The sequence below is a fragment of the Kitasatospora sp. NPDC008050 genome, from assembly GCF_042957465.1.
Lineage (GTDB): Bacteria > Actinomycetota > Actinomycetes > Streptomycetales > Streptomycetaceae > Kitasatospora.
On sequence record NZ_JBIBIJ010000007.1, the window covers coordinates 225,827 to 249,650 of the forward strand.

The window sequence follows — 23,824 nt, forward strand, 5'->3', positions numbered from 1 at the left end:
CTGCATGATCGAGAATCAGGCGGCAGACGAGCTCCCCGCCGCCGTGGACGCGCCCGTGCTCCTCGCGCTCTCGGCGGGCCACCATGGGTGCACCGTGCGGGCGTTCGGGGTCCGGGAGATCGCCGGGCAGCCAGGGCGCTCGGGCTCGGGGTGGTGATGGTGCATGCGGGGGAGGGGTGTAATGAAAGTCGTTTTCATTTAGAGTGGTGACGCGCACACCCGTCCCCGGCGTCCGGAGTCCTGCCATGTCCGAAAGTGAAGCCACCGCTGATCCTGTCGATACCGTGGAGACCGTCCGGCTGCCGGTCGTGGTGGTCGCGGGCCTGCATGCGGCCCGGCGGCGCCAGGTGGTGCTGGAGCTGCTGGACGGCTGTGTCGACGCCGTCGTCCTCCACCACGACCTGCGGGATGCCGCCGACGGCATCGTGCACCGGCGGATCCGGGACAGTGAGGGGGAGTTCGCCTCGACGGTGGTCCCGCTGACCAATGACTGCCCGTGCTGCGCGTTGCGTGAGGACCTGCTGCCCGAGCTGCTGCGGATCGCCGAGCTCGGTCAACACGGCCTGGCGATCGTGGAGTTGTGGGGCGCCTGCGACCCGCACCCGGCCGTGGAGCTGATCGCCGAGGGTGAGGTGGACGGGCGCCGCCTGGGCGAGGCGATCGAACTCGCCGGTGTCGTCACGGCGGTGGACCCGGCGCACCTCGTCGCCGACCTCTCCGTGCCGGACGAGCTCCGCGCCCACGGCCTGCAGACCTGCGTCCAGGACGTCCGCACCCGGGCCGAGGCGCTGGCGCACCAGATCGAGTACGCCGGTGTGCTCGCCGTGACCCGGGCCGGAGTCGAGGGCGGTGACGCTCCGCTGCGGCGGACCGCGCTGGCGATGCTCCGGCAGCTGCACCCGACCGCACGCACCGTCCGGCTCGGCACCGGCGAGCTGATCCGCGCCGCGCTCGCCGGGTTCGATGTGCCCGCCGCCCGGGACCGGGTCAACCCGGCGCTGGCGCTGCTGCCGCAGGAGCGGGACGAGGCGGGCGTGGCCACGGTGGTCTGGGAGCGCCGCCGTCCGCTGCACCCGGCCCGGCTGTACGAGGCGCTGACCCGGCTCGTCCCGGCCGCTCAGCGCAGCCGGGGCCGGTTCTGGTTGGCCAACCGGCCGGAACAGCTGCTGGCCTGGGACGCGGCGGGGGCCAGCCTGGCGGTGGAGGAGTGCGGCCCCTGGCTCACCTCCCTGTCGGACGCCGCCTGGGAGCTCTACCCGCCCAGCCGCCGCGCCGCCGCGGCCCTGGACTGGCATCCGCTGCACGGCGACCGGGTGCAGCAACTCGCTTTCACCGCAGCGGGTCTGGACGCCGAGGGGATCGTCCGGCTGCTCGACTCCTGCCTGCTCACCGATGCCGAACTGGTCGGCGGGGAGAGCGGCTGGAAGGCCATGACCGACGCCTTCGCGGGCCTGCTGGACCCGGTGCCGTAGGGCCTGCCCGGTGGCGGAACTAGCCGTCGGCGAACGGCCCGTCGGTGACGAAGCGGTGCAGTTGGTGGGCGAAGGTCCGGGCCTCGGCGGCGGGCCAGGAGCCGAGGGCGGCCTCGATGCGGCCGGCGAGGCGTCGGCGGCTCTCGGCCACCACCGCCTCGCCCTGCTCGGTGAGGATCAGCAGGGCCGCGCGCCGGTCGGCCGGGTCGGGCTCGCGGCGCACCAGGCCCGCGTCCTCCAGGCGGGAGGCGCGCCGGGTCACGCCCGACCGGTCCAGCCCCACCTCGGGCGCCAACTCGGCGGCGCTGCACGGGCCGGTCCGGGCCAGGCCGCTGAGCACCGGGTAGGTCAGCTCGTCCACGCCCTCGCCCAGGCCCTCGGTCAGGCCCCGGTAGAGGTGTTCGCGGGTGGTGCGCCGCAGCAGCAGGCCCAGCGCGTCGGCGATCTCCTGGCCCACGTCATTCTCCATGCCCACAGACTAGCGTGCGCTGCGCACGCTTCGCGCGTCCGAAGCGCGTCCGAGGCGCGTCCGCAGTACGCGCCGGGCGCCCCCAGCCCCGCCCCCGCCCGCTCGATCTTCACCAGTTCATCACCATCGGTCCGCCGGACCAGAGCCCGACATCAAGCGGGTGACCCCGGAGCCAGTTGCACCCTTCGTGCGCCGCGTCCAGTCCGTAGATGAATATTCACCCTTAAATTTGTCATATCCCCCTTCGCCGGAACCCCGCCACACGATGCTGTGGTGGCCGACCGTCAGGTCGGCTGAAGACCCGTACTCACGTGGGGTGGGAACTTTGCTGAAACGAGGAGCGCGATGGTTCGCCGCCGGGGTGGCCGCGCTCACCCTGGTGGCGACTGCGCAGGCCGTGGCGCCTGCCGTCGCGGCGACGCCGCCGCAGCTCGATCTGAAGGTGCTGCTGATCGGTGGGGGATCGGACGACCCCACCACGACCGCCTGGCAGAAGGCGCTCGACACCGAGGGCGTGCCCTACACGCTGGTGACGAGCACCGGAGCGCTCGGCAGCGAGACCGTCGCGCTGCCCGCGCTCTCCAGCGGCACCCATGGCTACTACAACGGCGTGGTGATCGCCGACTCGCCCACCTTCTTCGCCGCCGGTCAGCTCAGCGGCCTCGACAGCTACGAGTCCAGCTTCGGCGTGCGCCAGCTGGACGGCTACATGTACCCCTCGGCCTCGCTCGGTCTGACCGCCGCCGGCTCCGGTTCGGTGACCGGGACCGCGCAGCTGACGGCGCCCGCGCTCGCCCAACTCCCCGAGCTGAAGGGACCGGTGCCCTTCGAGTCCGGCTCCTACGGCTACCCGGCCACGCCGGTGGCCGGCGCCCCGGTGACCCCGTGGCTGCAGAACGCGGCGGGCCAGACGCTGGCCGCCGTCTACCAGCACCCCGGCACCGACGCGCAGGGGGGCGTGTCGGAGCTGTCGCTGACCTTCAACTACAGCTCGACCATGCTGCCCTGGCTGCTGCTCTCGCCCGGGCTGATCAACTGGGTCACCCAGAACACCCATCTCGGCCTGTACCGGAACTACTTCGGTCAGGACGTCGACGACCTCTTTATCGCGGACAACGAGTGGAGCCGGCAGTACCAGTGCACGCCGGGTGCCACCAACCCGAACGACGTGTACTGCCCGCCCGGTGTCGGCGGCAACGCCGCTGACGGCCCGCCGGACCAGCAGATGAGCGCGGCCGACGTGGACTACGTGGTCAACTGGGAGAAGCAGACCGGCATCAAGCTGGAGCTGGCCTTCAACGCGATCGGCGCCTGCACCGCGCCCACCGCGGGCCAGGTGTCCGGCGCCAACTGCGGTGGCAGCGCCACGGTGAACGGCAACACCTTCACCGACCCGGGCCAGACAGTGGACAGCGGCTACCCGGACGACTCCGCCTTCGTCAACGAACTGCTCAAGCAGCAGGCCTCGTTCGACTGGATCACGCACACCTGGTCGCACATGTACCTGGGCTGCCAGGTCGGCGGACCGCAGCCGGCCAACGCGCCGACCGCGGGCACCGGCGGCTCGCTGACGGCCGGCGGCTACAGCTACGAGATCACCGCGGCCACCGCCTACGGTGAGTCGGAGCCCTCCACCCCGCAGCAGGTCACCGTCGGTGCCAACGGCTCGACCGTGCTGACCTGGCCGGACGCCCCCAACGGTGGCGGCCCCTCGCTGGCCAAGCTGGAGTCCCTGTACTCCGGCGGCACCGGCTTCTGGGGCTACGACATCTACCGCGCACCGGCCGGCTCCACCAGCTTCGGCCTGGTCGGCGAGGTCAAGGAGGACCCGACCGGCGCGGCCACCAGCTACTCCTTCACCGACACCGGGGCCACCGCTCCGGGCGGCGGCCCGGGCAGCACCAGCACCTTCCCGACCGCCACCGACCCGGGCATCGGCTGCTCCTCGGCCGCCGCCTGGCTGCCGGCCACCAGCACCCAGCCGGACTCCAGCATCGAGCAGGAGATCGGCCTGGACGACGCCTTCGCGGTCAACAACGGTCTGACCAACTACAGCACCAGCAGCCTGGTCACCGGTGAGCACTCCGGCCTGGAGAGCCCCACCATGCCGCAGTCGATGGCGGACATGGGGATCAAGGTCTTCGGCACCGACGCCTCGCGCCAGCCGCAGAGTTACAGCATCCAGGGGACCTCGGCCACCGGCGCGAGCAACTCCGCTGTCTCCGCGCCGCGTTACCCGAGCAACATCTACTACAACGCGGGCAGCTGGCCCGACGAGCTGAGCGAGTACAACACGTTCTACGTGAACAGCAGCTCCTCGATGGGCGACCCGCTCTACCCGAACGAGACCGGCAAGTGCGTCGACACCCCGTCGACCACCTGCACCAGCACCCCGGCCACCGAGTCCACGGTGCTGGCCAACGAGTCCCGGATCCTGCTCGGCCACGTGCTGGCCGACGACCCGCGGATGAACTACGCGCACCAGACCAACCTGATCGGCCCGGCCACCCAGACCGTCAACGGGGTGACCTCCGACTACGGCTACACGCTGCTCAGCCTGATCAACACCATGCTGTCGCAGTACACCAGTTGGTACACCGCACCGCTGACCCAGACGAACGACGCGCAGACCGCGCAGACCCTCGGTGAGTCGGCCGCCTGGGCCACGGCCGAGCAGGCCGGCACGGTCACCGCCTCGGTGCAGAACGGCAACGTGGTGATCGCCAACTCCGGTGGCGCTTCGGCCGACGTCCCGGTGACGGTCCCGGCCGGGACCACGGTCAACGGCGCCGCCTTCGGCCAGTCCTACGGCGGCACCCTGTCCGCCTGGACCCCGATCGCGGCCGGCGGCTCCACCACGCTGACCGTCAATGTCGCCCCGCTGATCACCAGCACGGCCACCGCCAGCGCCACCGTCGGCACCGTGCTGAACGCCACCGTCACCGCGACCGGCTCCCCGCTGCCCGCGCTCAAGGAGAGCGGCGCCCTGCCGAACGGGGTGAGCTTCACTGACAACGGCGACGGCACCGCGACCCTGACCGGTACCCCGGCGGTCGGCAGCGGCGGCAGCTACCCGCTGGTCGTCACCGCGACCAACGGCGCCGGCTCGGTCACCCAGAACCTGTCCCTGACCATCGACGAGCATCCCGCCATCACCAGTGCGGGCAGCGCGGCCTTCAGTACCGGCACCGCGGGCACCTTCGCGGTGACCACCAGCGGGTACGGGGTCCCGGGGCTCACCGAGAGCGGCACCCTGCCGAGCGGGCTGAGCTTCAAGGACAACGGTGACGGCACCGGCTCGATCCAGGGCACCGCAGCCTCCGGCACCGCCGGCAGCTACCCGGTGACCATCACCGCGACCAACCTCGTCGGCAGCGCCACCGCCGCCGTCACCGTCACCGTCACGCAGTCCACCGGACCCTCGGTGACCAGCCCGAGCGCCACCACGCTGACCACCGGCGCCCCGGTCAGCTTCGCGGTGACCGCCACCGGCAACCCGGCCCCGGCCCTGAAGGTGGCCGGAGCGCTGCCAACTGGCCTGTCCTTCAAGGACAACGGGAACGGCACCGGGAGCCTGACGGGCACCCCGGTGGCGAACGGCGGCGGCGTCTACCCGCTGACGCTCACGGCCACCAACCCGGTGGGCACGGCGACCCAGGCCCTGGCGGTGACGGTCGACCAGCCGCCGGCGATCACCAGCAGGTCCAGCGCGACCGCCTTCCTGCTGATCCCGTTCAGCTACACCATCACCACGACCGGGTTCCCGAACGCGGTGCTGAGCGAGAGCGGCACCCTGCCGGCCGGGCTGAAGTTCACCCCGGGGAGCAACGGCACGGCGACCATCTCGGGTTCCGAACTGGCGCTCGGGGCCTTCCACCTGACCATCACGGCGAAGAGCGCGGCGGGCACCGTGAGCCAGCCGTTCACCCTCAACGCGGCACTGTGAGTCGCTGAGCCGACTCAGCGACGAGCCGACGAGCCGACGAGCCGACGAGCCGACGAGCCGACGAGGCACTGAGGCGCTGAGGCGCTGAGCGGACGAACGCGGCACGGCCGCCCCGGACTTGGTTCCGGGGCGGCCGTTGCCACGTCCGTCGCCTCAGCGGCCGCCCGCCGGGTCGGTGCCGGTCAAGTCGCAGCTGGCCGCCCAGAGATGGGCTGCGGACGCGGTGTCGGCCAGGTGGGGCCAGATGCGTTCGGCCCTGGGTGTGCCGCGCAGTCCGAGGACTCGGGGGCTCCACAGCTGGCCGCCGCGCACGTCCGGGTCGAGCACGGCCCGGACCGCGGGCCATGCGGCGGCGTCCTTGCCCTGGACGAGGAGGCCGAGTCGGAGGTGGCGCACCCGCTCGCCGGTGGTCCGGGTATGGACGGGCGGACGCGAGGGGGTGAGGGAGTCGAGCGCGCCGCCGGGATGGGCGACCACGCTCAGCGTCGTGCTGCGGGCGGCACGCAGGCGGCGGTCGAGCTCGAAGGCGAAGAGCATCTGGGCCAACTTCGACCGTGCGTAGGCGCGCTTGGGCCGGTAGTCGTGCGTGCTCTGGAGGTCGTCGAGGTCCAGGCGTTCGGACTTGGCGGCGAAGCTGCCGGTGGTGACGATCCGGCTCCCCGGGGTCGCCGTGAGCAGGGGAGCCAGCCAGTGGGTCAGTGCGAAGTGCCCCAGGTGGTTGGTGGCGAACATCAGCTCGTGGCCGTCCTCGGTCTCGCGGCGCGGTGGATCGTCGAGCGCCACGCCGGCGTTGTGGACGACCGCGTCGAGGTGGTCCAGTTCGAGCGCGTCCACGGACGCCTTGAGCGAGCTGAGATCGGCCAGGTCCAAGGGCAGGTGCTGCACCTTGGCACCGGGGACGCGTGAACTGATGGAGGCGATCGCGGCTTTGGCCTTCGTCTCGGCACGGCTGCCGAGGACGACCGTGGCCCCGGTGCCGGCGAGCTGCTCGGCGACGAAGTACCCGATGCCCGCGTTGCCGCCGGTGACCAGGACGTTCTTTCCCTCGGCGCGCGGCAGCCGGTGAACGTCCCACTGCGGGGTCCTGGAATCGGAGGGCATGGCGGGCTCCCGGAGTTCGAGTGAGTTCGACTGAGTTCGAGTGAGCTGGAGGCGGGGCGATGGCACTTTCACCGCCCGCACCCACCCTCACAGAGGCGGCTCACAGCCCACCGGCAGATCGCTGTCACCCGGGCGGCCGCGAACGGGGAAACCCGTCCGTGTAAGCCGTGGCGCGGCTACGGTGAGGTGCATGAAGTCCACGTTGATTTTCCTACTGGGCATGGCAGGAGCGTTGGCCCCCGAGATCGTTCGCCTGTACGCGGTCCGGCAGAACCCCGAACGCTTCCAGTGGTCGCGCTTCTACCTGTTGATCTCGCTGGCCTTCGCCGGGCTCGGCGGGCTGTTGGCGCTGGTGCTGCCGGCCACCACCTCCTGGGGCGCGGTGTACGTGGGGGTCTCCACGCCGGTGCTGGTCAACTCGATGGCGCGCAAGGGCCGCGAGCTCACCCAGGAGGAGATGAGAGGGGCGCCGACCGCCGTGCGCCGGCTGTCGCCGGTCGACTCCTACCTGCGGGGGCTGTAAGCCATGGACATTGGCGTTCCGGAGTTCGCCGTCGGCGACACCGTGGTGGTGTGCCGTCCGGACCAGCTGCGCGAGGCGGCGGTGGTGGCCTCGTGCCTGCCCGCCGACCGCCTGACGCCGGTCGTCGCGATCGAGCCGCCGCCGACGTCCAGGGAGGAGCACATCAAGGCCTACGAGCTCCACCACCTGGCCCAGCAACGCACCCAGGGCCGGATCGGCACGCCGCTCGGGATGGCCGAGGTGCTGGGGTCGGACGGGAGGAGCGTGCGCGAGATGCTGGCCGCGATCGAGACGTCCGGGCGGCTGGCCGCGAAACTGACGGCGTATCGCTCCTGGGTCAAGCACAACGAGATGGTGTCGCGGATCGTCTCGCGCCTGGGGATCGAACGCGTCGTCCTCCTGCACGACTTCACCCCGGAGGACCTGGTGACCGTCGATCCGGCCCTGGACGAGCGGTACAACCGCTACCTCGCCGCCAACGGGCAGCAGGCCGCGCAGCCGATCACCCAGATGTTCGCCGAGGTCCCGACCCGGCTGCGCCTGAGCGGCCTGCGCCTCGGTGAACTGACCGACGCCGCCTGGCGGTTGCTGCGGGACGCGGACGGCCTGCCCGAACGCGTCATCGAGGTGCCCGCCGACGGTCCCGCCCGATGGCCGGCCGCGCTGTTCACCGCCCTGCGCAGCGGGGCGGTGCTGCGGGCCGTCGACCACCCGGCGCCGCCGCTCGACGAACTGTTCGCCGCGGTCAACCCGGACGGCCCGGAGGCGGTCCTGGTCGAGGACACCGGCGACGCGTCGACGTTGCTGGGGGCGCTCTACGCGCACCATCGCGGCGCGCGTCTGGTGGTCACCCCGCCGCCGGACCTCTCTCCCGTCCGCGCCGCGGTGGCCGCGCGCCAGCAGCGGGTCGGCGCCGCCGCCCGCGGTGAGAACGGCGGCGACGGTGAGGGCGGGAGCGACGGCGCCAGGGGCTCCGGGGTGCTCGGGAAGCTGCGCGGGCGGTTCTTCGACGGTGGGCGCCACCAGTTCGCCGAGCTGGAGGCCGCCGTGACCGGGCAGGTGCCGGCGGCCGCGATCGCCGAGGTCGGCGAGCGGCGGCTGACCGCGTTCACCACCGGGCTGCCCTACGGGTTCGTCCGCACCGCCACGGCGGACTGGTCGCACAAGCCGATCGGGCACGTGGCGGCCGACGCCGCGCTGATCATCCTGAACGAGCTGCACGCGCAGGGCGCCGGGCGCCCCGAGGGGGCCTTCAGCCTCGTCTTCGACCCCGGCTTCTTCGTGGTGTCCGAGACCGAGGACGTGCTGCGGGCGGTCGGTACCCACTTCACCCACCCGATCCTGCTCTCCGGCGAGGACGCCTCCATGCGGGCCCTGCAGGCGCTGCCCCGCCGGCTGCCGGTGGAACTGATCTTCTTCAACACCCATGGCACGGACGACGGGATCATGCTGGGCGATGTGCCGCTGCCGAGCCATCTGCTGCCCCAGCTCTTCGAACTCGACCACCGGCCCATCGTGTTCAACAACTCCTGCCAGTCCTGGACCGGTATCGGCCGCGAGTTCATCCGGATCGGCGCGCGTGGGTACATCGGCACGCTGTGGGACATCCCCTCGCGCCGGGCGGCCGATTTCGCCCGCGTGGTCACCGACCGGCTGACCGTCGAGGAGGCGCCGGCGGCCGACGCCATCGTCAACACCGGACTGCAGGCCATCGAGCGCTCCTACCTGTACGTCGGCACCGTCAACGGCCGCCTGAGCCAGTGGCCCGACCGGATCAGCGGCGGCGAGGCCGTGCTGCGCCACGGCGGCCTGCTGGCGGCGGCGGCCCTACAGGTCGACGGCGAGGTGGCGCGAACGCTGCACCGGGAGATCACCACCCTGCGCCGGGCGGTGGCCGGCACCGAGTTCGCCCGGCACCTCGCCTTCGCCGACCTGCTGCTGGACGAACTGCGCCTGGTCGGCGCCCGAGGACCGGGGCCCGACGCCGACCGCCAGGCGGTCGAGGAGCTGGTCCCCCTCCTCGACGAGACGCTGCACCGCCTCGACCTGCCGCCGGTGAGCGCCGATCAGCGCTGGGCCGCCCGGTTCCAGTTGACCGGCGATCTCCACGCGCAGCACGGCGAGTGGGGTGCCGCGCTCGCCGACTACGACCGCAGCCTCGGATACGGCGAGGCCTGCCCGAACCGGGCGCACCTGCTGCTGCGCAAGGCACAGCTCCTGATGCGCGGCGGCGACCAGGAGCAGGCGCTGCGCACGGTCGCCGCCGCGCGCGACCTCTGCACCGAGCAGGGCGACGAGCCCACCCTGATGCGGGCGCTCGGGGTGCTCGGCCAGCTGAGCAAGCGGTTCGGGCGCCACGAGGAGGCGAGGGCGCTCGCCGAGCAGGGGTACGCGCTGGCGGTGAAGCTGGAGAACCGGCGTGAACAGGGGACGTTCCTCCTCGACCTGAGCACGCTTCAGCAACTGACCGGAGACCTCGGCGCCGCGACCGCCTCGGCCGCCGCGGCGCTGGAGACCCTGCGGGCCTGCCGCAACGAGGAGGGCGAGCTGGTGGCGCTCGGCAGGCTCGGCGGGTGCTACCGGGAGCAGGGCGAGCTCAGGGCCGCGGGCGACTGCGCCCGCACCGGTCTGGAGCAGGCGCGCAGGCTCGGGAACCGGGTGGAGGAGGCGGCCTTCCACAGCGACATCGCCCAGCTGCTCACCCTGGAGGGTCGGCATGCCGAGGCGCTGGAACACCACGTCGCGGCGGCGTCGGGTCTGGTCGAGCTGGGGGCCTTCGGCCTGGGCGCGCCCATGGTCGGCTTTCTGGTCGACTGCGCCCTGCGGGTGGGCGCCGCCGAAGAGCTCTGGTCGGCGGCGGTCTGGGGAGTGCGGATCTGCACGGCGGTCGAGCAGCACCAGTGGTCCGCGGTGGTGCCGAAGGTGGTCGCAGCGCTCAAGGAGGCGTTCGTGATCAGCCCTGCCACCACGATGGCGAGCCGGCTGCCGGAACTCGTCGAGTTGACCTCCGCCGGACGACCGAATGGCCGACCCGACGGCCGACCGGAGCAACTACGCCTGCTCGACAGCGTGCTGATGCTGCTGTGGCACTGGCTGATGGGGGAACAGCCGACGGAGACGGCCGACCTGGCCGGCTGGCTGGACTCGCAGACGCAGGGCGTGTTCGGCCTGGCGGAGTTCGTCGCGCTCTCGCACGCCGAGCGGGTCCGCACGCGGTGAGCGTGCCGGCGGTCCGTGCCGGCGGTCCGTGCCGGCGGTCCGTGCCGCTCGGCTGAGCGGCCGCTCGAACGCGTCACGAGGAGCCCGCGGGTTCGCCGGGATCGGATCAGAGCGGCACCCCGCGGGTGCGCGGCGGTCGTGGCAGGGTGGGTGACGACGGGAGTCCGATCCGTCCCTGTTCGTCCCCTGCCTGACCGTTCGAGCGAGGAGCAGCGCATGAGCCTGAGCATCCGCAACCGGATTCCCGGTACCGTCACCGCGATCACCGACGGCGCCGTGATGGCGACGGTGCGAGCCCGCCTGGCGGGCGGCCAGGAGATCACGGCGGCGATCACCCTGGAGGCGGTCCGGGAGCTGGGCCTGGCCGAGGGGTCCCGGATCGACGCGCTCGCCAAGTCCACCGAGATCGCCCTCGCCACCGCGACCGCCCCCGTGGCCGGGCTGAGCATCCGCAACCAGCTCCCGGGCACCGTCACCGAGGTGGCCACCGGCGGGGCCATGGCCACCGTCAAGGTCGCCATCGAGGGCGGCGAGCTGACCGCCGCGATCACCAAGGACGCCGTCGACGACCTCGGCCTGCGCGCCGGCACCCCGGTGGTGGCCCTGATCAAGGCCACCGAGATCTCGCTGGCCGCCGCCTGATCCCGTCGCCTGATCCCGTCGCCTGATCCACTGCCTGATCCCGCCGGCTCCCGCGCGCCGCCCCCTGCCCGCCGATGCGGGTTCGGGGGCGGTGGCGCGTTGCGCGGGGGGTGGCAGGTCCGTGATGATGCGTCAGTACGGTAATCAAACCCGCCGAGTGTGAGCCGAGTGTGAGAGGGCAGATCGCATGGATCACCAGGAGCTTCAGCAGCGCTTCGAAACCCTGACCACCGCCCACCTGGCGGACGCCTGCCTCCGCGCCCAGGTCCCGGTGCGCTGCGCGCCCGCGCAGCTGCGGGCCGTGGTGCCTGGCGGGCGGGTGGCCGGCCGGGTCCGGCCGGCCCGGCACGTGGGCAGCGTGGACATCTTCCTGGAGGCCTTCGAACGGTCCGAGCCCGGCGACGTGCTGGTGGTGGACAACGGCGGCCGGCTCGAAGAGGCCTGCGTCGGCGACCTGGTGGTGCTGGAGGCACGCGCCGCCGGGGTGTCGGGCGTGGTCGTCTGGGGCCTGCACCGCGACACCGCCGACATCCGGGCCATCGGACTGCCGGTCTTCAGCCTGGGCGCGCTGCCGACCGGGCCGCAGCGCCTGGACCCGCGGCCCGCCGAGGTGCTGGACTCCGCCCGGGTGGGGGAGTGGACGGTGAACGGCGAGGACCTGGCGCTGGGCGACGAGGACGGCGTGCTCTTCCTCCCCGCCGCCCGCGCCGAGGAGCTGTTCGCGCTCGCCGAGCAGATCCGCGACACCGAGCGGCGCCAGGCCGAGCGGATCCGCTCCGGCGACACGCTGCGCGCCCAGGTCCGCTTCGACCGCTACCTCGCCGCGCGCCGCGAGCAGCCCGAGCTGACCTTCCGCGAGCACCTGCGCGCGGTGGGCGGAGCCATCGAGGAGTGACCGGGTGGCCTCACCATGCCTTGGAGGGTCCGCGCTCCGGTCACACCCCGCCCGGCAGCCGCACCAGACCCTCCCGGCGGAGGTCGGCCAGGGCGGGGTAGCCGTCCACCGCCATGAGCAGGTCGGCCTCGGCGAGCAGCGAGCGCAGCACGTGGACGACGCCGTCCGTGCCGCCCAGCGCCAGCCCGTAGGCGTACGGGCGGCCGACGCCCACCGCGGTGGCGCCGAGGGCGAGGGCCTTGACCACGTCGGCGCCACTGCGCACGCCGGAGTCGAAGAGCACCGGGAGGCCGTCGGCCGCCGCCACCACGCCGGGGAGGGCGGTCAGCGACGGCAGGCCGCCGTTGGCCTGTCGGCCGCCGTGGTTGGAGCAGTAGACGCCGTCCACCCCGGCGTCCCTGGCCCGGCGGACGTCCTCGGGGTGCAGGATGCCCTTGAGGATCAGCGGCAGCGTGGTCAGCGAGCGCAGCCAAGGCAGGTCCGCCCAGGTCAGCGGGTTGCCGAAGATGCTGATCCACTCCAGCACGGCCGCGCCCGGGTTCTGCTCCGGCGGCTGCTCCAGCCGGGCCCGGAAGACCGGGTCGCTGGTGTAGTTGGCCAGGCAGTTGCCGCGCAGCTGGGGGAAGTTGCCGGTGCGCAGGTCGCGCGGGCGCCAGCCGGTGACCCAGGTGTCCAGGGTGACCACGATGCCCTTGAACCCGGCGGCCTCCGCCCGGTTCACCAGGCTCGCGGCCAGCTCCCGGTCGGTGGGGGTGTAGAGCTGGAAGAAGCCCGGGGTGTCGCCGAGTTCGCCCACCACCTGCTCCAGCGGGTCCACGCTCAGGGTGGAGGCGACCATCGGCACGCCGGTGCGGGCGGCGGCCCGGGCGGTGGCGAGGTCGCCGTGGCCGTCCTGGGCGCAGAGCCCGATCACGCCGACGGGGGCCAGGAAGAGCGGTGAGGGCAGCGTCAGCCCGAACAGCTCCACCGTCAGATCGCGCTGGGCCGCGCCGACCATCATCCGGGGGACCAGTGCCCACTGCTCGAAGGCGCTGACGTTGGCCCGCTGGGTGAACTCGTCACCGGCGCCGCCCGCCACGTAGGACCAAATGCCCGGGGGCAGGGTGGCCTGCGCCCGCTCGGCCAACTCCGCGAAGGCCATGGGGAGATCGGGCAGCACGCCGCGCAGGGCGTCGAAGTAGATCTCGTTCTGGTAGTCACCGAAATGCGAGGCCATGGTGGCCATCCTGCCACCGCGGCGCGGCGGTTGCGGGCATTCCGCGCGTTCGGCGACCGCGCCGTCGGCGGTCTCGTGGTCAGCTGCCGTGCGGTCAGCTGCCTCGGGGGGTGAGGTCCAGCGAAGGCTTCAGACGGCGGTCGGCCCGGCGCTCAGGCCGGCGCTCAGGGCGGCCGACAGGGCGTCCAGGGCCGCCGGGTAGCCGCGTTCGGTGGGCGCGGCGAAGCCGATCAGCACGCCCGCCGCCCGGCCGGTGGGGTCGTGGTGCAGCTCGCCCAGGCCGCGCAGGCCGACCCCGTGGCGGGCGCAACTGTCCATCATCTGCTGCTCGGTGGGCCCATCGTCCGGCAGCGTGACGAGGGTGTGCAGGCCGGCGGGGACCCCGTGGGTGGTGAGGCGGGGGAAGGCGGCCAGCCGGTCCGCCAGCTGCTCGCGGCGCCTGCGGTAGCGCAGCCGGGCGGCGCGGATGTGGCGGTCGTACGCGTGCGTGCCGATCAGCTCGGCGAGGGTCAGCTGGCCCAGGGCCTCGGTGTACAGGTCGGTCCGCTGCTTGGCCCGGACCACCGGCTCGACCAGGTGGGGCGGCAGCACCAGCCAGGCCAGCCGCAGCGCGGGGCCGAGGGTCTTGGACGTGGTGCCGCAGTAGACGACGTGGTTGGGGGCGCTGCCCTGGAGCGCGCCGACCGGCTGGCGGTCGTAGCGGTACTCGCCGTCGTAGTCGTCCTCGACGGTCAGGCCGCCGGTGGAGCGGGCCCATCCGCACAGGGCGCGGCGGCGGCCCGGCTGGAGCGGGACGCCGGTGGGGTAGTGGTGTGAGGGGGTGAGGAAGACGGCCCCGGTGCCCGGCGCGAGCGTGTCGACCCGGGCGCCGTGGGCGTCGACCGGCAGCGGTGCGACCGCGAGTCCGGCGCGCTGGACGACGGCGCGGAAGACGTTGTGGCCCGGGTCCTCCACGGCGACGGCGCTGATGCCGGCCTCGGCCAGTACGCCGCTGAGCAGGCCCAGGCCCTGGTAGTAGCCGGAGGTGATGACGATCCGGTCCGGGCCGGCAACCACGCCGCGGGTGCGGCCGAGGTAGTCCGCGAGGGCGGCGCGCAGTTCGGGCCGGCCCTGCGGGTCACCGGCGGCGAAGGCCTCGGGACGGGCCGCGTTGAGCACCCGGCGGGTGGCGGCGAGCCAGGCACGCCGTGGGAAGGCGCCGACATCGGGGAGCCCGGGGCGCAGATCGTGGCGGGGCGCGGCGGCGGCGGTGGCGGCCGGTCCGGGCGGGGGCGCCGCCGGAGCCGGGGCGCGGGGCGCGGGTTCGGCCACCGAGGTCCCCGAGCCCGGACGGGCGATCAGGAAGCCTTCCTCGGCCAGCTGGTCGTAGGCGGCGGTCACGGTGCCCCGGGCGAGGCCGAGCTGCTCGGCCAGCCGGCGGGTGGAGGGCAGCAGGGTGCCGGCGGACAGGCGGCCGTCGCGGATCGCGCCGCGCAGCGCGGACTCCAGCGCGGCCCGCCGGCCGCCACCGCCGAGGTCGACGGCGAGATGCAGGTCGACCCCGGAACCGGACCAATCAACTGGCATGGAACTGGATCTTATGCCTGGTCCGGCCACCGTCTAGCTTCGTCCCCGGGACCGCCCGATCCCGACGCCCGCCCAGGGCCGGACAGGCCCCACCAGCGAGAGGACTACCACGCATGATCGTGATCGCCCACCTCAGCGACCTCCACATCGACGAGGACGCGCGCAGCGCCGAGCGCACCCGGGCCGTGCTGGCCTACCTCGAAGGCCTGCCGTACGACCTGGACGCCGTCCTGGTCACCGGTGACATCGCCGACCACGCCGCGCCCGCCGAGTACCAGCGCGCGCGTGAACTGCTGGCCTCCCGGCACCCGGTGCTGCTCTGCCCGGGCAATCACGACGACCGCGCCGCGTTCCGGCGGTTCCTGCTCGGTGAAGTCCCCACCGGGCAGGCCGATCCCACTGCTCCGGTCAACCAGCGGTACCAACTGCCCGGCGGTGCTGTGCTCGCGCTGTGCGACTCCTCCGTGCCGGGCAAGGACGAGGGCTTCCTGGCGGACGGGACGCTGGCCTGGTTGGACGGTGTGCTGACCGAAGCCCCGCACGGCGTACCGGTGTTGGTGGCCTTCCACCACCCGCCGGCCGAGCTGTACGTCCCGTTCGTCGACGGCCTGCGCCAGTTCGGGGCCGAGCGGCTGGCCGAACTGGCGGGCCGTCACGCGAATCTGACGGCCTTTCTGGTCGGCCATGCCCACACGGCGGCGGCGACCACCTTCGCCGGGCGGCCGCTGCTGGTGGCCCCGGGCGTCGTCTCCACGCTCCGGCTGCCCTGGGAACACCACGCCCACCCGCGCGACGTCGTCCACCTGGACCAGCCGCCCGCGCTCGCCTTCCACCTGCTGGACGAGGCGGGCCGACTGACCACGCACTACCGGACCGTTCAACTCCCTTGAAAGAAGCAGGAGTCAGCGGGCGATCACGGTCAGCGCGCCCGGGCGCACCCTGATCTCGGCGGGCAGCTGCGCGATCTCGTCCCCGTCCGCGCAGACCGGTATCGGGCGGTCGGCGTCCACCGTCACCTCGCGGGCGGTCCGCACGGTGACCTCGGGGCGGTTCGGATGCGTGCCCCGCTTGGCCTCGCGCATGAAGGCGACGATCTTGGCGCGCGGTCCGTCGCCGACCACCATGACGTCGAGCAGTCCGTCGTCCAGCACCGCGGACGGCACGATGCGCAGACCGTGCCCGTAAGCACCGGAGTTGGCGACGACCACGGTGTGCGCGCGCACCGTGCGGCGCTCGCCGTCCACGGTCAGCGTGTAGCCGGCCGCGCGCCAGCTGAGGATGGCCCGCAGCGGGGCCAGCCGGTAGAGCAGCAGGGCGGGCAGACCGCGGCCCGCGTTGATGATCCGGGTGGCCAGCGAGTCGATGCCGATGTAGACGTTGCCGGGCGCGATCCCCCCGTTGACCTCCAGCACGTCGAGGGTGCGGGTGGGCGCGGCCAGCAGCAGCTCGGCGATCGCGCTCGGATCGCCGACGCCGGGCAGACGCAGGGTGCGGGCGAGGTCGTTGCCGCGGCCCGCCGGGACGATGGCCATGGTGCCGCCGCCGCGCACGGTGCCGTCCGCCACGTCGCGCACCATGCCGTCCCCGCCGACCGCGACCACCACGTCACCGCGCTCGGCGGCCTGGGTGGCGCAGCTGATCGCGTGGGCGCGGTCGCGGGTCGGCACCGTGCGGACGGTGGCGCCGGCCGAGCGCAGCAGGGTGGCGATCGGCTCCCAGCGGGCGGCGGCGTGGCCGCCGCCCGAGACGGGGTTGACGATCGCTGTGAAGGTGGCGGGGGCCACCTCAGGCCCCGCCCTCGGCCTGACCGCCCTGCGCCGCCGCGTCCTGCGCCGCCGCGTCCGAAGTGGGGATCAGCACGCCCGGGTTGAGGATGCCCGCCGGGTCCAGCACCTGCTTGACCGCACGCAGCGAGGCCACCGCCAGCGGGCCGACCTCGCGGGCGTAGACCTCGCGGTGGTCGGTGCCGACCCCGTGGTGGTGGGTGATCGCGGCGCCGGCCGCGCGGATCGCCTCGTTGGCGGCCTGCTTGGCCAGCCCCCACTGCGCCACCGGGTCATCGGTCTGCGCGCAGGCGATGGTGAAGTAGAGCGAGGCGCCGGTCTCGTAGACGTGCGAGAGGTGGCACAGCACCAGCGGCGGAGTGCCCTGCGCGGTCAGCGAGTTGCTCAGCGCCTCGGTGACGGCGGCGCGCAGCGCGTGCAGGTTGGACCAGAAGGTCACCGTCTCCAGCGTCTCGATCAGCACGCCCGCGTCCAGCAGCGGATCACGCAGGTAGGGCGCGCGGTAGCGGCCGCTGCGCCAGGACTCGCCGGGCTCGGTGCCCAGTGGCTGCCCGCCCGCGGCGCTGAGCAGCGCGCTCGCGCCGGCCCGGCGGGCGGCCACCTCGGCGGCGCTGCCCTCGTAGCCGGTGACGGCCAGGCAGCCGCCGGGGCCGCCGCCGAACATCGCGGCCGGGTCGGCCAGGTTGATCGAGGTCTCCGCCTCGTCGGACAGTCGCAGCACGGTCGGCACCGGGCCGTCCTGGACGAGCTGGCGCAGCGCGTCCGCGCCGGCGGCGAAGGAGTCGAACCGCCAGGCCTCGTAGACCCGTTCGGCCGGCACCGGGCGCACTCGCACGGTCACCGAGGTGATCACGCCGAGGCTGCCCTCCGAGCCCAGCACCAGCTGGCGCAGGTCGGGGCCGGCCGCCGACTTCGGTGCGGTGCCAAGCGTCAGGGTGCCGCGCGGGGTGGCAAGGACCAGGCCGACGACCATCTCGTCGAACCGCCCGTAGCCGGCCGAGGCCTGCCCGGCCGAACGGGCCGCCGCGTAGCCGCCGATGCTCGCGCCCTCGTAGGACTGCGGGAAGTGACCCAGCGTCAGACCGTGCTCGTGCAGCAGCCGTTCGGCCTCGGGGCCGCGCACCCCGGCCTGCAGGGTGGCGGTGCGGGAGATCTCGTCCACCGCGAGCAGTGCGTCCAGCCGCTTGAGGTCGAAGGCGATGACGCCGGTGAACCCGGCCCGCTCGGGCGCGAGGCCGCCGACCACCGAGGTGCCGCCGGAGTAGGGGACGACCGCGATCCGCTCGCGCTCGCACACCTCCAGCAGTGCCACCACCTCCTGGTGCGAGCCGGGCAGCACGACGGCGTCGGGCGCGTCGGTGACGTCGCCGGCGCGCAGCCGCAGCAGGTCGGGGGTGGACCAGCCGCGGGTGTGCGCGAGCCGGGCCGCGGTGGTGGTGTCCAGGTGCTCGGCGCCGACCAGGCCGGCGAGCTCGGCCAGCACCTTGGCGTCCACCGCCGGTTCGGGCAGCGTCAGTTCGGCCAGGTCGACCGGCGGTTGCGCGGGCGTGCGGACCCCGAAGGCGGCCAGCGTCTCGTGGGCGGCGGCCGGCAGTTCGGTGTGGTGGGCGGGGTCACCCCAGCGGTAGGGGTGGAAGTCCGCGACGGGCAGGTCTGACTCGGTCATCGAGGTCCTCAAGGCCGGAGGGGCAGGCGCTGATACACTTGTACATGTGGTGTCGCAGCGAATCAACAGCAGGGTAGGGAACACAGAGAACGGCGGGGCCGCGAAGAGCGGGCCGGACGCCGGCCGGGTCGCACTGCGGGCCGCGAACGCGATCCCCGAGGAGCGGATCCTGGACGCGGCCTACCGGCTGCTGCTCACCATCGGCATGCAGCGGATCACCATGGCCGACATCGCCCGTCAGGCCGGGGTCTCGCGCGCCACGCTCTACCGCCGCTGGGGCGGGGTCCACGAGGTGCTCGGCACGCTGACCACCCGGGTCTGGACCGAGCTCGCGGAGAGCGCCTTCCCCCTGGCGGAGGCCGCTGAGGCTCCGCAGGCCCCGCACGGCCGGGCCCACGTGGTCGACGGGGTGACGCGCCTGGTGGCCGCCATCCGGGTCCACCCGCTGCTGCGCAAGATCATCGAGCTGGACCCGGACTTCCTCACCCCCTACCTGCTCAAGCGGCGCGGCACCAACACCAACCACCAGCTCGCGATGCTCGAAGCCGGTCTGCGGACGGGCATCGCGGACGGCTCGATCCGGCCCGGCGACCCCGCCCTGCTGGCCCGCGCGGTGCTGCTCACCGCCTGGTCGTTCACCCTCACGGGCCCGGTCTTCGTGGACGCCCCCGAGGGCGCCGGGGCGGCGGTCGACCGGCTGGACGAGGAGCTGCGCCTGCTGCTCGACCGGTACCTCGCGCCCGAGGCGCCGTCCGCATCCCCGACCCCGACCCCGTCCGCGTCCCCGACCCGGTCCGCACCTCCGACCCCGTCCGCACCCCTGCCCGAAGGCGGTACCGCGTCATGACCAGCACCCCGGCCGCCGACCCGCCGCGCACCCCGCCCAGCGCCTCGTTGAACGCCGCCCGCCGGGCCCGCGAACTGGCGCAGCTGGCCGAGCCCGGCGCCGTGGTCGACCTGCTGGTGATCGGCGGCGGCGTCACCGGCGCCGGCATCGCGCTGGACGCGGCCGCCCGCGGCCTGTCCGTCGCCCTCGCCGAGAAGCACGACCTCGGCTTCGGCACCAGCCGGTGGAGCTCCAAGCTGGTCCACGGCGGCCTGCGCTACCTCGCCTCCGGCAGCGTCGGCATCGCCCGGGAGAGCGCCGTCGAACGCGGCATCCTGCTGGAGCGCACCGCCCCGCACCTGGTGCACGCGCTGCCGCAGATCGTCCCGCTGCTGCCCGGCACCACCCGGGCGGGCGCCGCGCTGGTACGCACCGGTTTCCTGGCCGGGGACCTGCTGCGGGTCACCGCCGGCACCCCCGCCACCACGCTGCCCCGCTCCCGGCGGCTGACCGCCGCCGAGGTGCTGCGCTACGCCCCTACCGTGCAAGCCGCTGGGCTGCGCGGCGGCTTGGTCTTCTGGGACGGCCAACTCGTGGACGACGCACGGCTGGTGGTCGCCCTGGCGCGCACCGCGGCGGCGCACGGCGCCCGGATCCTGACCCGCTGCTCGGCCGGCGCGGCGAGCGGGAACGGCGCCCGGCTGCGGGACGAACTGACCGGCGAGAGCTTCGAGGTGAAGGCCCGCGCGGTGATCAACGCCACCGGCGTCTGGGCCGGCGAACTGGCCCCGGGCATCACGCTGCGGCCCAGCCGGGGCACCCATCTGGTGCTGCCCGGCTCCGCCTTCACCGGCCCGACCGGCGGCCTGAACGCCGGGCTCACCGTGCCGGTGCCCGGCGAGAGCAACCGCTTCGTCTTCGCGCTGCCCGCCCCCGACGGGCGGGTCTACGTCGGCCTGACCGACGAGGACGCCCCCGGGCCGATCCCCGACGTGCCGCAGGCCGCCGAGGGCGAGATCGACTTCCTGCTGCGCACCATCAACTCGGCGCTGCGCACCCCGCTCACCCGCGCCGACCTGCTCGGCACCTTCGCCGGACTGCGCCCGCTGCTGGACGACGGCACCGGGCGGACCGCCGACGTCTCGCGCAAGCACGCGGTGCTGACCGACGCGGACGGGCTGGTCACGGTGGTCGGCGGCAAGCTCACCACCTACCGGCGGATGGCCGAGGACGCCCTGGACGCGGCCCTGGCCCGGACCGGCCTGCCCGCGCGCCCGTGCCGCACCCGCTCGCTGCCGCTGGTCGGCGCCGCGCCGCGGGCCCGCCTCGACCAGCTGGACGCCCCGCTGCGCCTCGTCCGCCGCTACGGCACCGAGGCCGCTGCCGTGCTGGCCGAGGCCGGGGGCGACCCGGCGCTGCTCACCCCGATCGCCCCCGGCACCGAGACCACCGCCGCCGAACTGCGCTTCGCCGTCCGCCACGAGGGCGCCCTCGACGAGGACGACCTGCTCGACCGCCGCACCCGGATCGGCCTGGCCCCCCGCGACCGCACCGCCGCCCTGGCAGCCGCTCAGCAGGCGCTGGGCGCTGTCCGATAGGCCGTGGGACAGGTCGGCGGGGCTCCGCACCGACGGGTCAGTCCCTGGAGATCAGCGGTGACTCGGGTGGTTCCACCAGGCGGACGGGGTCATCTGCGACGCCGACTCCACGGTGCCGGCGTTCGGATAGTGACAGGCGTGGCAAATCCAGGCGTCCGGGCCGGCCGAACGGGCCGGGGCCGTGTCCGCGAATGCCTGGCCACCGCCGAGGCCGAGCAGCGCGACCGCTGCGATACCGACTACTACACGCTTGAGCACGATGGCCCTCCAACATCTCGGAAAGATCTTGGCGGCAGCAGACCAGTCGCTGATGGACAACCGGTTGACGCGGACGGCCCGGAACCCTCCGCGCGGGCGTGCTACCCCTGGGCCTGGGCCTTGCGCTGACGCTTGCTCAGCGCCGCCTTCGACATGTCCTCGGCCTGGGAGCGCAGGTTCTTGTAGCCGTAACCGCGCTCCGTGAGCCAGGTCGCGGCCGCGGCCTCGGCCCGCGCACCGGCCGGGAGGATGTCCTCGTCCGCCTCGCCGGTCTCCAGGTAGCGGAAGGAGAAGACGTCCCGGGGCGCGAGCTCGTAGCTGAGGTTGCCCTCGGTGGTGAAGGTGGCGAAGAGCATGCTGTGCTGGTCCGCCTGCGCCGCCAGCTCGGCGCGCTGCTCCGTGCTGAGGGCGTCGAAGCTGCCGCGGACGGTCACTCGGAAGGTGCGCTCGGTCATGCGCGCGAGCGTAGCCCGCGGACCTTCGCCCGTTCCAACCGATTTAGAGCCCCAAGCGATCGCCGATACGACCTGCTCGGCGACCACCATCCGTAGCCGCCGCGACGAGTGGATCCGGCTCGGCATCGACGCCCTCTTCGACCTCACCGACACGATCATCACCCTCCGCAGCCTGATCCGCCGAGCATGGACCACCCACCGCTGGGACCAACGCCCCCGCCGCCGCCCATGAACCCCCGGCCGACGCGCGACCTCCTAGGCTGCCGGGGCGGCCAGGATCACGCGGGTCTCGCTGACGCGGTAGCCGCCGCGTCGGAAGGCCGCAGCCATCGGGATGTTGGTGGTGTCAGTGGTGGCAGTGATCCGCGCTGCACCGCGCCCGACGTGGGAACGGGTGATCTCAGCGAGGATGTCGTCGATGTAGCGCCGACCCCGCAGTTCGGGGACAACGCCGAGGTAGCCGACGTTGGGGCCGTAGGGCGTGCGGGAGGGGATGGCGAAGCCGGCGAGCCGCCCGTCCGGGGTACGGGCGATCCGCCACCAGTCGCGCTCACCCAGACAGCCGAGGTAGAACTCCAGGTCGTCGCGGGCGGCGCCCTCCTCCCCCATCGAGGCGAGATTGGCGATCGTCTCGCGATCCAGACTGCCGCGGGCCACCTGCCGGAAGACCTCGACGAACACCTCGTCGTCCGGCTCGACGGTGAAGACCAGCCGGTCTGACGGCCCGGGGGTGCCGGCTTCGGGCGTCCACTCGAAGCGCAGCCGCTCGATCTGCTCCGTCAAACCGGCGCGCCGAGCGGCGTCCTCTCGCCAGGCAACGGCAGCGGCCCGGGCGTCCTTGTCATGCGGGCCCTCCTGGGACAGCATGATGTTGTACTCGGGTACGGCGGTGAACCCCTGCTCGGCGAACGCCTTGTGGGCAGTGGCCAGCAGTTCGGCGGCCAGCGCAGCTCGGTCGGTGACCGACGGGTGCACGGACAGGCAGTCCAGGACGATCGGATGGCCGCTGTCGGAGCGGCCCCACCACAGGGCACGACCCAGCACCCGGCCGTCCTCCTCGGCGATCCACGTCCACTCGGGCCGCAGCCGGCGGCCGGCGGACTCCTCACGATGGCGGTCGGCCGTGATCCAGGCGACGGGTTCGGCGACATCCCAGTCCAGGACGAGGGCGAGGTCGGTCTCGGTGGTCGGGCGAAAGCGCATGCGGTCTCCGTGGTGCAAGGGCTGTGCTGCAAGAGGTCGGGGCTCACCAGGCGGCGGCTGCCCGGCAGAAGGTATGCCACCGCGTAGACATACCGCCACTGCCTTTCCGCGCGGCCTCTTAGCCCCACCGCGCTGCTCAGCGCCTGCGGGCGAGGAAGAGGTCGGTGAGGTGGAGCATGCCGATCCCGCCGCCACGCGCGTCGAGCAGCCGGCCGGTCTCGGCCAGCGCCCGCTCGCGCTGCTCGGCCGGCAGGACCCGGTAGGAGGAGATGGAGGTGAGCATGCTCAGGTAGCGCTCCGTGTCGTAGTGCACCTGAGCCCCGTGGCGCAGCGAGCGCAGCGCGGTGAAGCGCCCGTCCTGCCGGCACTGCGCCTGCGGCCAGCCGCTCGGGTCCTCCTCCCCGTCGGCCCAGTGCCCGGCCCGGTCACCGTAGTCGGCCGCGAGGGTGGCGTGCGGCGAGCTGGGCACCCCGTACCGGCGGTCGATCTCGCCGAGCTCGGCGTGCAGATCGGGGTCCAGGACGCCGTGCGGGTTCCAGAGCAGGGCCACCGCGCCGCCGGGGAGGAGGGCGGCGTGCACCAGGTCCCAGCGGCGGGCGGGGTCGAACCAGTGCCAGCAGGTGGCGGCGAGGAAGAGCCCGAAGCGCCGATCGCCCCGCTGCCACTCCTCGAAGCCGCTCACCTCCACCGACACCCGGGGGTGGCCCGCGGTGTTGCGGCGCAGCACCTCGGCCATCTGCGGGTCGGGCTCGACGCAGAGCAGCCGGGCGTTCCGCTCGGCGAACAGCACCGAGGCCTTGCCCGTCCCCGCGCCCATTTCGAGCGCCGTCGTACCGTCCAACGAGGCGTAGGCGAGCACCTCGTCGACCAGCTCGGGCGCGTACCCGGGCCGCCCGGTGTCGTACTCCTCGGCCGCCTGGCCGAACACCAGCGCCCGTGGGTCCTGGACGCGTTCCTCGCTGCTCATCGCTCCCCCTCGTGATCA

19 protein-coding genes and 1 pseudogene are annotated in these 23,824 nt (G+C 73.5%); 11 read left to right on the top strand and 9 right to left on the bottom strand.

The genetic code is table 11. The features are described from left to right. The first annotated feature begins 4 nt into the window (after positions 1-4). Positions 5-157: a hypothetical protein gene (locus ACFZB9_RS16555; RefSeq protein WP_391447671.1), complete on the top strand. Its 153-nt coding sequence runs from the start codon at positions 5-7 to the stop codon at positions 155-157. 88 nt (positions 158-245) lie between these two features. Continuing rightward, positions 246-1,472 (top strand): CobW family GTP-binding protein, encoded by a 1,227-nt coding sequence (locus ACFZB9_RS16560; protein ID WP_391447673.1) that lies wholly within the window; start codon positions 246-248, stop codon positions 1,470-1,472. Positions 1,473-1,491: 19 nt separating this feature from the next. On the opposite strand, the gene ACFZB9_RS16565 is transcribed toward ACFZB9_RS16560, so the two are convergent. Beyond that, on the bottom strand, positions 1,492-1,941 hold the full coding sequence (locus ACFZB9_RS16565; protein ID WP_391447674.1) for a MarR family winged helix-turn-helix transcriptional regulator: 450 nt from the start codon (positions 1,939-1,941) through the stop codon (positions 1,492-1,494). Between the two features lie 316 nt (positions 1,942-2,257). On the opposite strand from ACFZB9_RS16565, the gene ACFZB9_RS16570 reads away from it, so the two are divergent. After that, positions 2,258-5,887, top strand: a complete 3,630-nt coding sequence (locus ACFZB9_RS16570) for a beta strand repeat-containing protein (protein ID WP_391447676.1) — start codon at positions 2,258-2,260, stop codon at positions 5,885-5,887. Positions 5,888-6,040: 153 nt separating this feature from the next. Here ACFZB9_RS16570 and ACFZB9_RS16575 read toward each other — a convergent pair whose 3' ends face one another. Beyond that, complete coding sequence (locus ACFZB9_RS16575) at positions 6,041-6,988, bottom strand: SDR family NAD(P)-dependent oxidoreductase (RefSeq protein ID WP_391447678.1); 948 nt, start codon at positions 6,986-6,988, stop codon at positions 6,041-6,043. Between the two features lie 190 nt (positions 6,989-7,178). Between ACFZB9_RS16575 and ACFZB9_RS16580 the strand changes: the two genes are divergently transcribed. The 4 genes from ACFZB9_RS16580 to ACFZB9_RS16595 all read left to right on the top strand — a co-directional run bounded on the left by ACFZB9_RS16580 (position 7,179) and on the right by ACFZB9_RS16595 (position 12,267). After that, complete coding sequence (locus ACFZB9_RS16580; protein WP_391447680.1) at positions 7,179-7,511, top strand: hypothetical protein; 333 nt, start codon at positions 7,179-7,181, stop codon at positions 7,509-7,511. Between the two features lie 3 nt (positions 7,512-7,514). Next, positions 7,515-10,730 carry a tetratricopeptide repeat protein gene (locus ACFZB9_RS16585; RefSeq protein ID WP_391447682.1) on the top strand — a complete coding sequence of 1,072 codons (3,216 nt, stop codon included), beginning with the start codon at positions 7,515-7,517 and terminating at the stop codon, positions 10,728-10,730. 216 nt (positions 10,731-10,946) lie between these two features. Beyond that, positions 10,947-11,372 (top strand): molybdopterin-binding protein, encoded by a 426-nt coding sequence (locus ACFZB9_RS16590; protein WP_391447684.1) that lies wholly within the window; start codon positions 10,947-10,949, stop codon positions 11,370-11,372. A 187-nt stretch (positions 11,373-11,559) separates the two neighbouring features. Beyond that, positions 11,560-12,267, top strand: a complete 708-nt coding sequence (locus ACFZB9_RS16595) for an RraA family protein (protein WP_391447686.1) — start codon at positions 11,560-11,562, stop codon at positions 12,265-12,267. A gap of 40 nt (positions 12,268-12,307) precedes the next feature. On the opposite strand, the gene ACFZB9_RS16600 is transcribed toward ACFZB9_RS16595, so the two are convergent. Then, a complete protein-coding gene (locus ACFZB9_RS16600; RefSeq protein WP_391447688.1) occupies positions 12,308-13,483 on the bottom strand; it encodes an alpha-hydroxy-acid oxidizing protein in 1,176 nt (391 codons plus the stop codon). Between the two features lie 129 nt (positions 13,484-13,612). Next, a complete protein-coding gene (locus ACFZB9_RS16605) occupies positions 13,613-15,049 on the bottom strand; it encodes a PLP-dependent aminotransferase family protein (protein WP_391447689.1) in 1,437 nt (478 codons plus the stop codon). Between the two features lie 113 nt (positions 15,050-15,162). Here ACFZB9_RS16605 and ACFZB9_RS16610 point away from each other — a divergent pair, with 113 nt between their 5' ends. Continuing rightward, positions 15,163-15,939, top strand: coding sequence for a metallophosphoesterase (locus tag ACFZB9_RS16610; protein ID WP_391447691.1), 777 nt, complete (start codon positions 15,163-15,165; stop codon positions 15,937-15,939). A gap of 12 nt (positions 15,940-15,951) precedes the next feature. Here ACFZB9_RS16610 and ACFZB9_RS16615 read toward each other — a convergent pair whose 3' ends face one another. After that, a complete protein-coding gene (locus ACFZB9_RS16615; RefSeq protein WP_391447693.1) occupies positions 15,952-16,833 on the bottom strand; it encodes a diacylglycerol/lipid kinase family protein in 882 nt (293 codons plus the stop codon). 1 nt (position 16,834) lies between these two features. Next, entirely contained in the window at positions 16,835-18,499 is a 1,665-nt protein-coding gene (locus ACFZB9_RS16620) for an FAD-binding oxidoreductase (RefSeq protein WP_391447695.1), read from the bottom strand. 46 nt (positions 18,500-18,545) lie between these two features. Here ACFZB9_RS16620 and ACFZB9_RS16625 point away from each other — a divergent pair, with 46 nt between their 5' ends. Both ACFZB9_RS16625 and ACFZB9_RS16630 read left to right on the top strand, forming a co-directional pair. Beyond that, positions 18,546-19,346 (top strand): TetR/AcrR family transcriptional regulator, encoded by an 801-nt coding sequence (locus tag ACFZB9_RS16625; protein ID WP_391447697.1) that lies wholly within the window; start codon positions 18,546-18,548, stop codon positions 19,344-19,346. Continuing rightward, on the top strand, positions 19,343-20,923 hold the full coding sequence (locus tag ACFZB9_RS16630; RefSeq protein WP_391447699.1) for an FAD-dependent oxidoreductase: 1,581 nt from the start codon (positions 19,343-19,345) through the stop codon (positions 20,921-20,923). Before ACFZB9_RS16625 ends, ACFZB9_RS16630 begins: the two co-directional genes overlap by 4 nt. 359 nt (positions 20,924-21,282) lie before the next feature. Here ACFZB9_RS16630 and ACFZB9_RS16635 read toward each other — a convergent pair whose 3' ends face one another. After that, a complete protein-coding gene (locus tag ACFZB9_RS16635) occupies positions 21,283-21,636 on the bottom strand; it encodes a DUF6204 family protein (RefSeq protein ID WP_391447701.1) in 354 nt (117 codons plus the stop codon). Positions 21,637-21,688: 52 nt separating this feature from the next. Here ACFZB9_RS16635 and ACFZB9_RS16640 point away from each other — a divergent pair. Then, positions 21,689-21,769: pseudogene (locus ACFZB9_RS16640) on the top strand (IS5/IS1182 family transposase); the annotation flags it as partial. A 122-nt stretch (positions 21,770-21,891) separates the two neighbouring features. Here the strand turns inward: ACFZB9_RS16640 and ACFZB9_RS16645 are convergent. Together ACFZB9_RS16645 and ACFZB9_RS16650 are read right to left on the bottom strand one after the other, a co-directional pair. Further along, entirely contained in the window at positions 21,892-22,839 is a 948-nt protein-coding gene (locus ACFZB9_RS16645) for a GNAT family N-acetyltransferase (RefSeq protein WP_391447703.1), read from the bottom strand. 136 nt (positions 22,840-22,975) lie between these two features. Beyond that, the gene (locus ACFZB9_RS16650; RefSeq protein WP_391447704.1) at positions 22,976-23,806 is read right to left on the bottom strand and encodes a class I SAM-dependent methyltransferase; all 831 of its coding nucleotides are present in this window, start codon (positions 23,804-23,806) and stop codon (positions 22,976-22,978) included. Positions 23,807-23,824 lie beyond the last annotated feature (18 nt).

What these genes read in the sequence shown, in the direction of transcription:
- ACFZB9_RS16555 (WP_391447671.1), top strand. Translation starts at nt 5, where the DNA reads ATGATCGAGAATCAGGCGGCAGACGAGCTCCCCGCCGCCGTGGACGCG.
- ACFZB9_RS16560 (WP_391447673.1), top strand. Translation starts at nt 246, where the DNA reads ATGTCCGAAAGTGAAGCCACCGCTGATCCTGTCGATACCGTGGAGACC.
- ACFZB9_RS16565 (WP_391447674.1), bottom strand. Translation starts at nt 1,941, where the DNA reads ATGGAGAATGACGTGGGCCAGGAGATCGCCGACGCGCTGGGCCTGCTG.
- ACFZB9_RS16575 (WP_391447678.1), bottom strand. Translation starts at nt 6,988, where the DNA reads ATGCCCTCCGATTCCAGGACCCCGCAGTGGGACGTTCACCGGCTGCCG.
- ACFZB9_RS16580 (WP_391447680.1), top strand. Translation starts at nt 7,179, where the DNA reads ATGAAGTCCACGTTGATTTTCCTACTGGGCATGGCAGGAGCGTTGGCC.
- ACFZB9_RS16585 (WP_391447682.1), top strand. Translation starts at nt 7,515, where the DNA reads ATGGACATTGGCGTTCCGGAGTTCGCCGTCGGCGACACCGTGGTGGTG.
- ACFZB9_RS16590 (WP_391447684.1), top strand. Translation starts at nt 10,947, where the DNA reads ATGAGCCTGAGCATCCGCAACCGGATTCCCGGTACCGTCACCGCGATC.
- ACFZB9_RS16595 (WP_391447686.1), top strand. Translation starts at nt 11,560, where the DNA reads ATGGATCACCAGGAGCTTCAGCAGCGCTTCGAAACCCTGACCACCGCC.
- ACFZB9_RS16600 (WP_391447688.1), bottom strand. Translation starts at nt 13,483, where the DNA reads ATGGCCTCGCATTTCGGTGACTACCAGAACGAGATCTACTTCGACGCC.
- ACFZB9_RS16605 (WP_391447689.1), bottom strand. Translation starts at nt 15,049, where the DNA reads ATGCCAGTTGATTGGTCCGGTTCCGGGGTCGACCTGCATCTCGCCGTC.
- ACFZB9_RS16610 (WP_391447691.1), top strand. Translation starts at nt 15,163, where the DNA reads ATGATCGTGATCGCCCACCTCAGCGACCTCCACATCGACGAGGACGCG.
- ACFZB9_RS16620 (WP_391447695.1), bottom strand. Translation starts at nt 18,499, where the DNA reads ATGACCGAGTCAGACCTGCCCGTCGCGGACTTCCACCCCTACCGCTGG.
- ACFZB9_RS16630 (WP_391447699.1), top strand. Translation starts at nt 19,343, where the DNA reads ATGACCAGCACCCCGGCCGCCGACCCGCCGCGCACCCCGCCCAGCGCC.
- ACFZB9_RS16635 (WP_391447701.1), bottom strand. Translation starts at nt 21,636, where the DNA reads ATGACCGAGCGCACCTTCCGAGTGACCGTCCGCGGCAGCTTCGACGCC.
- ACFZB9_RS16645 (WP_391447703.1), bottom strand. Translation starts at nt 22,839, where the DNA reads ATGCGCTTTCGCCCGACCACCGAGACCGACCTCGCCCTCGTCCTGGAC.
- ACFZB9_RS16650 (WP_391447704.1), bottom strand. Translation starts at nt 23,806, where the DNA reads ATGAGCAGCGAGGAACGCGTCCAGGACCCACGGGCGCTGGTGTTCGGC.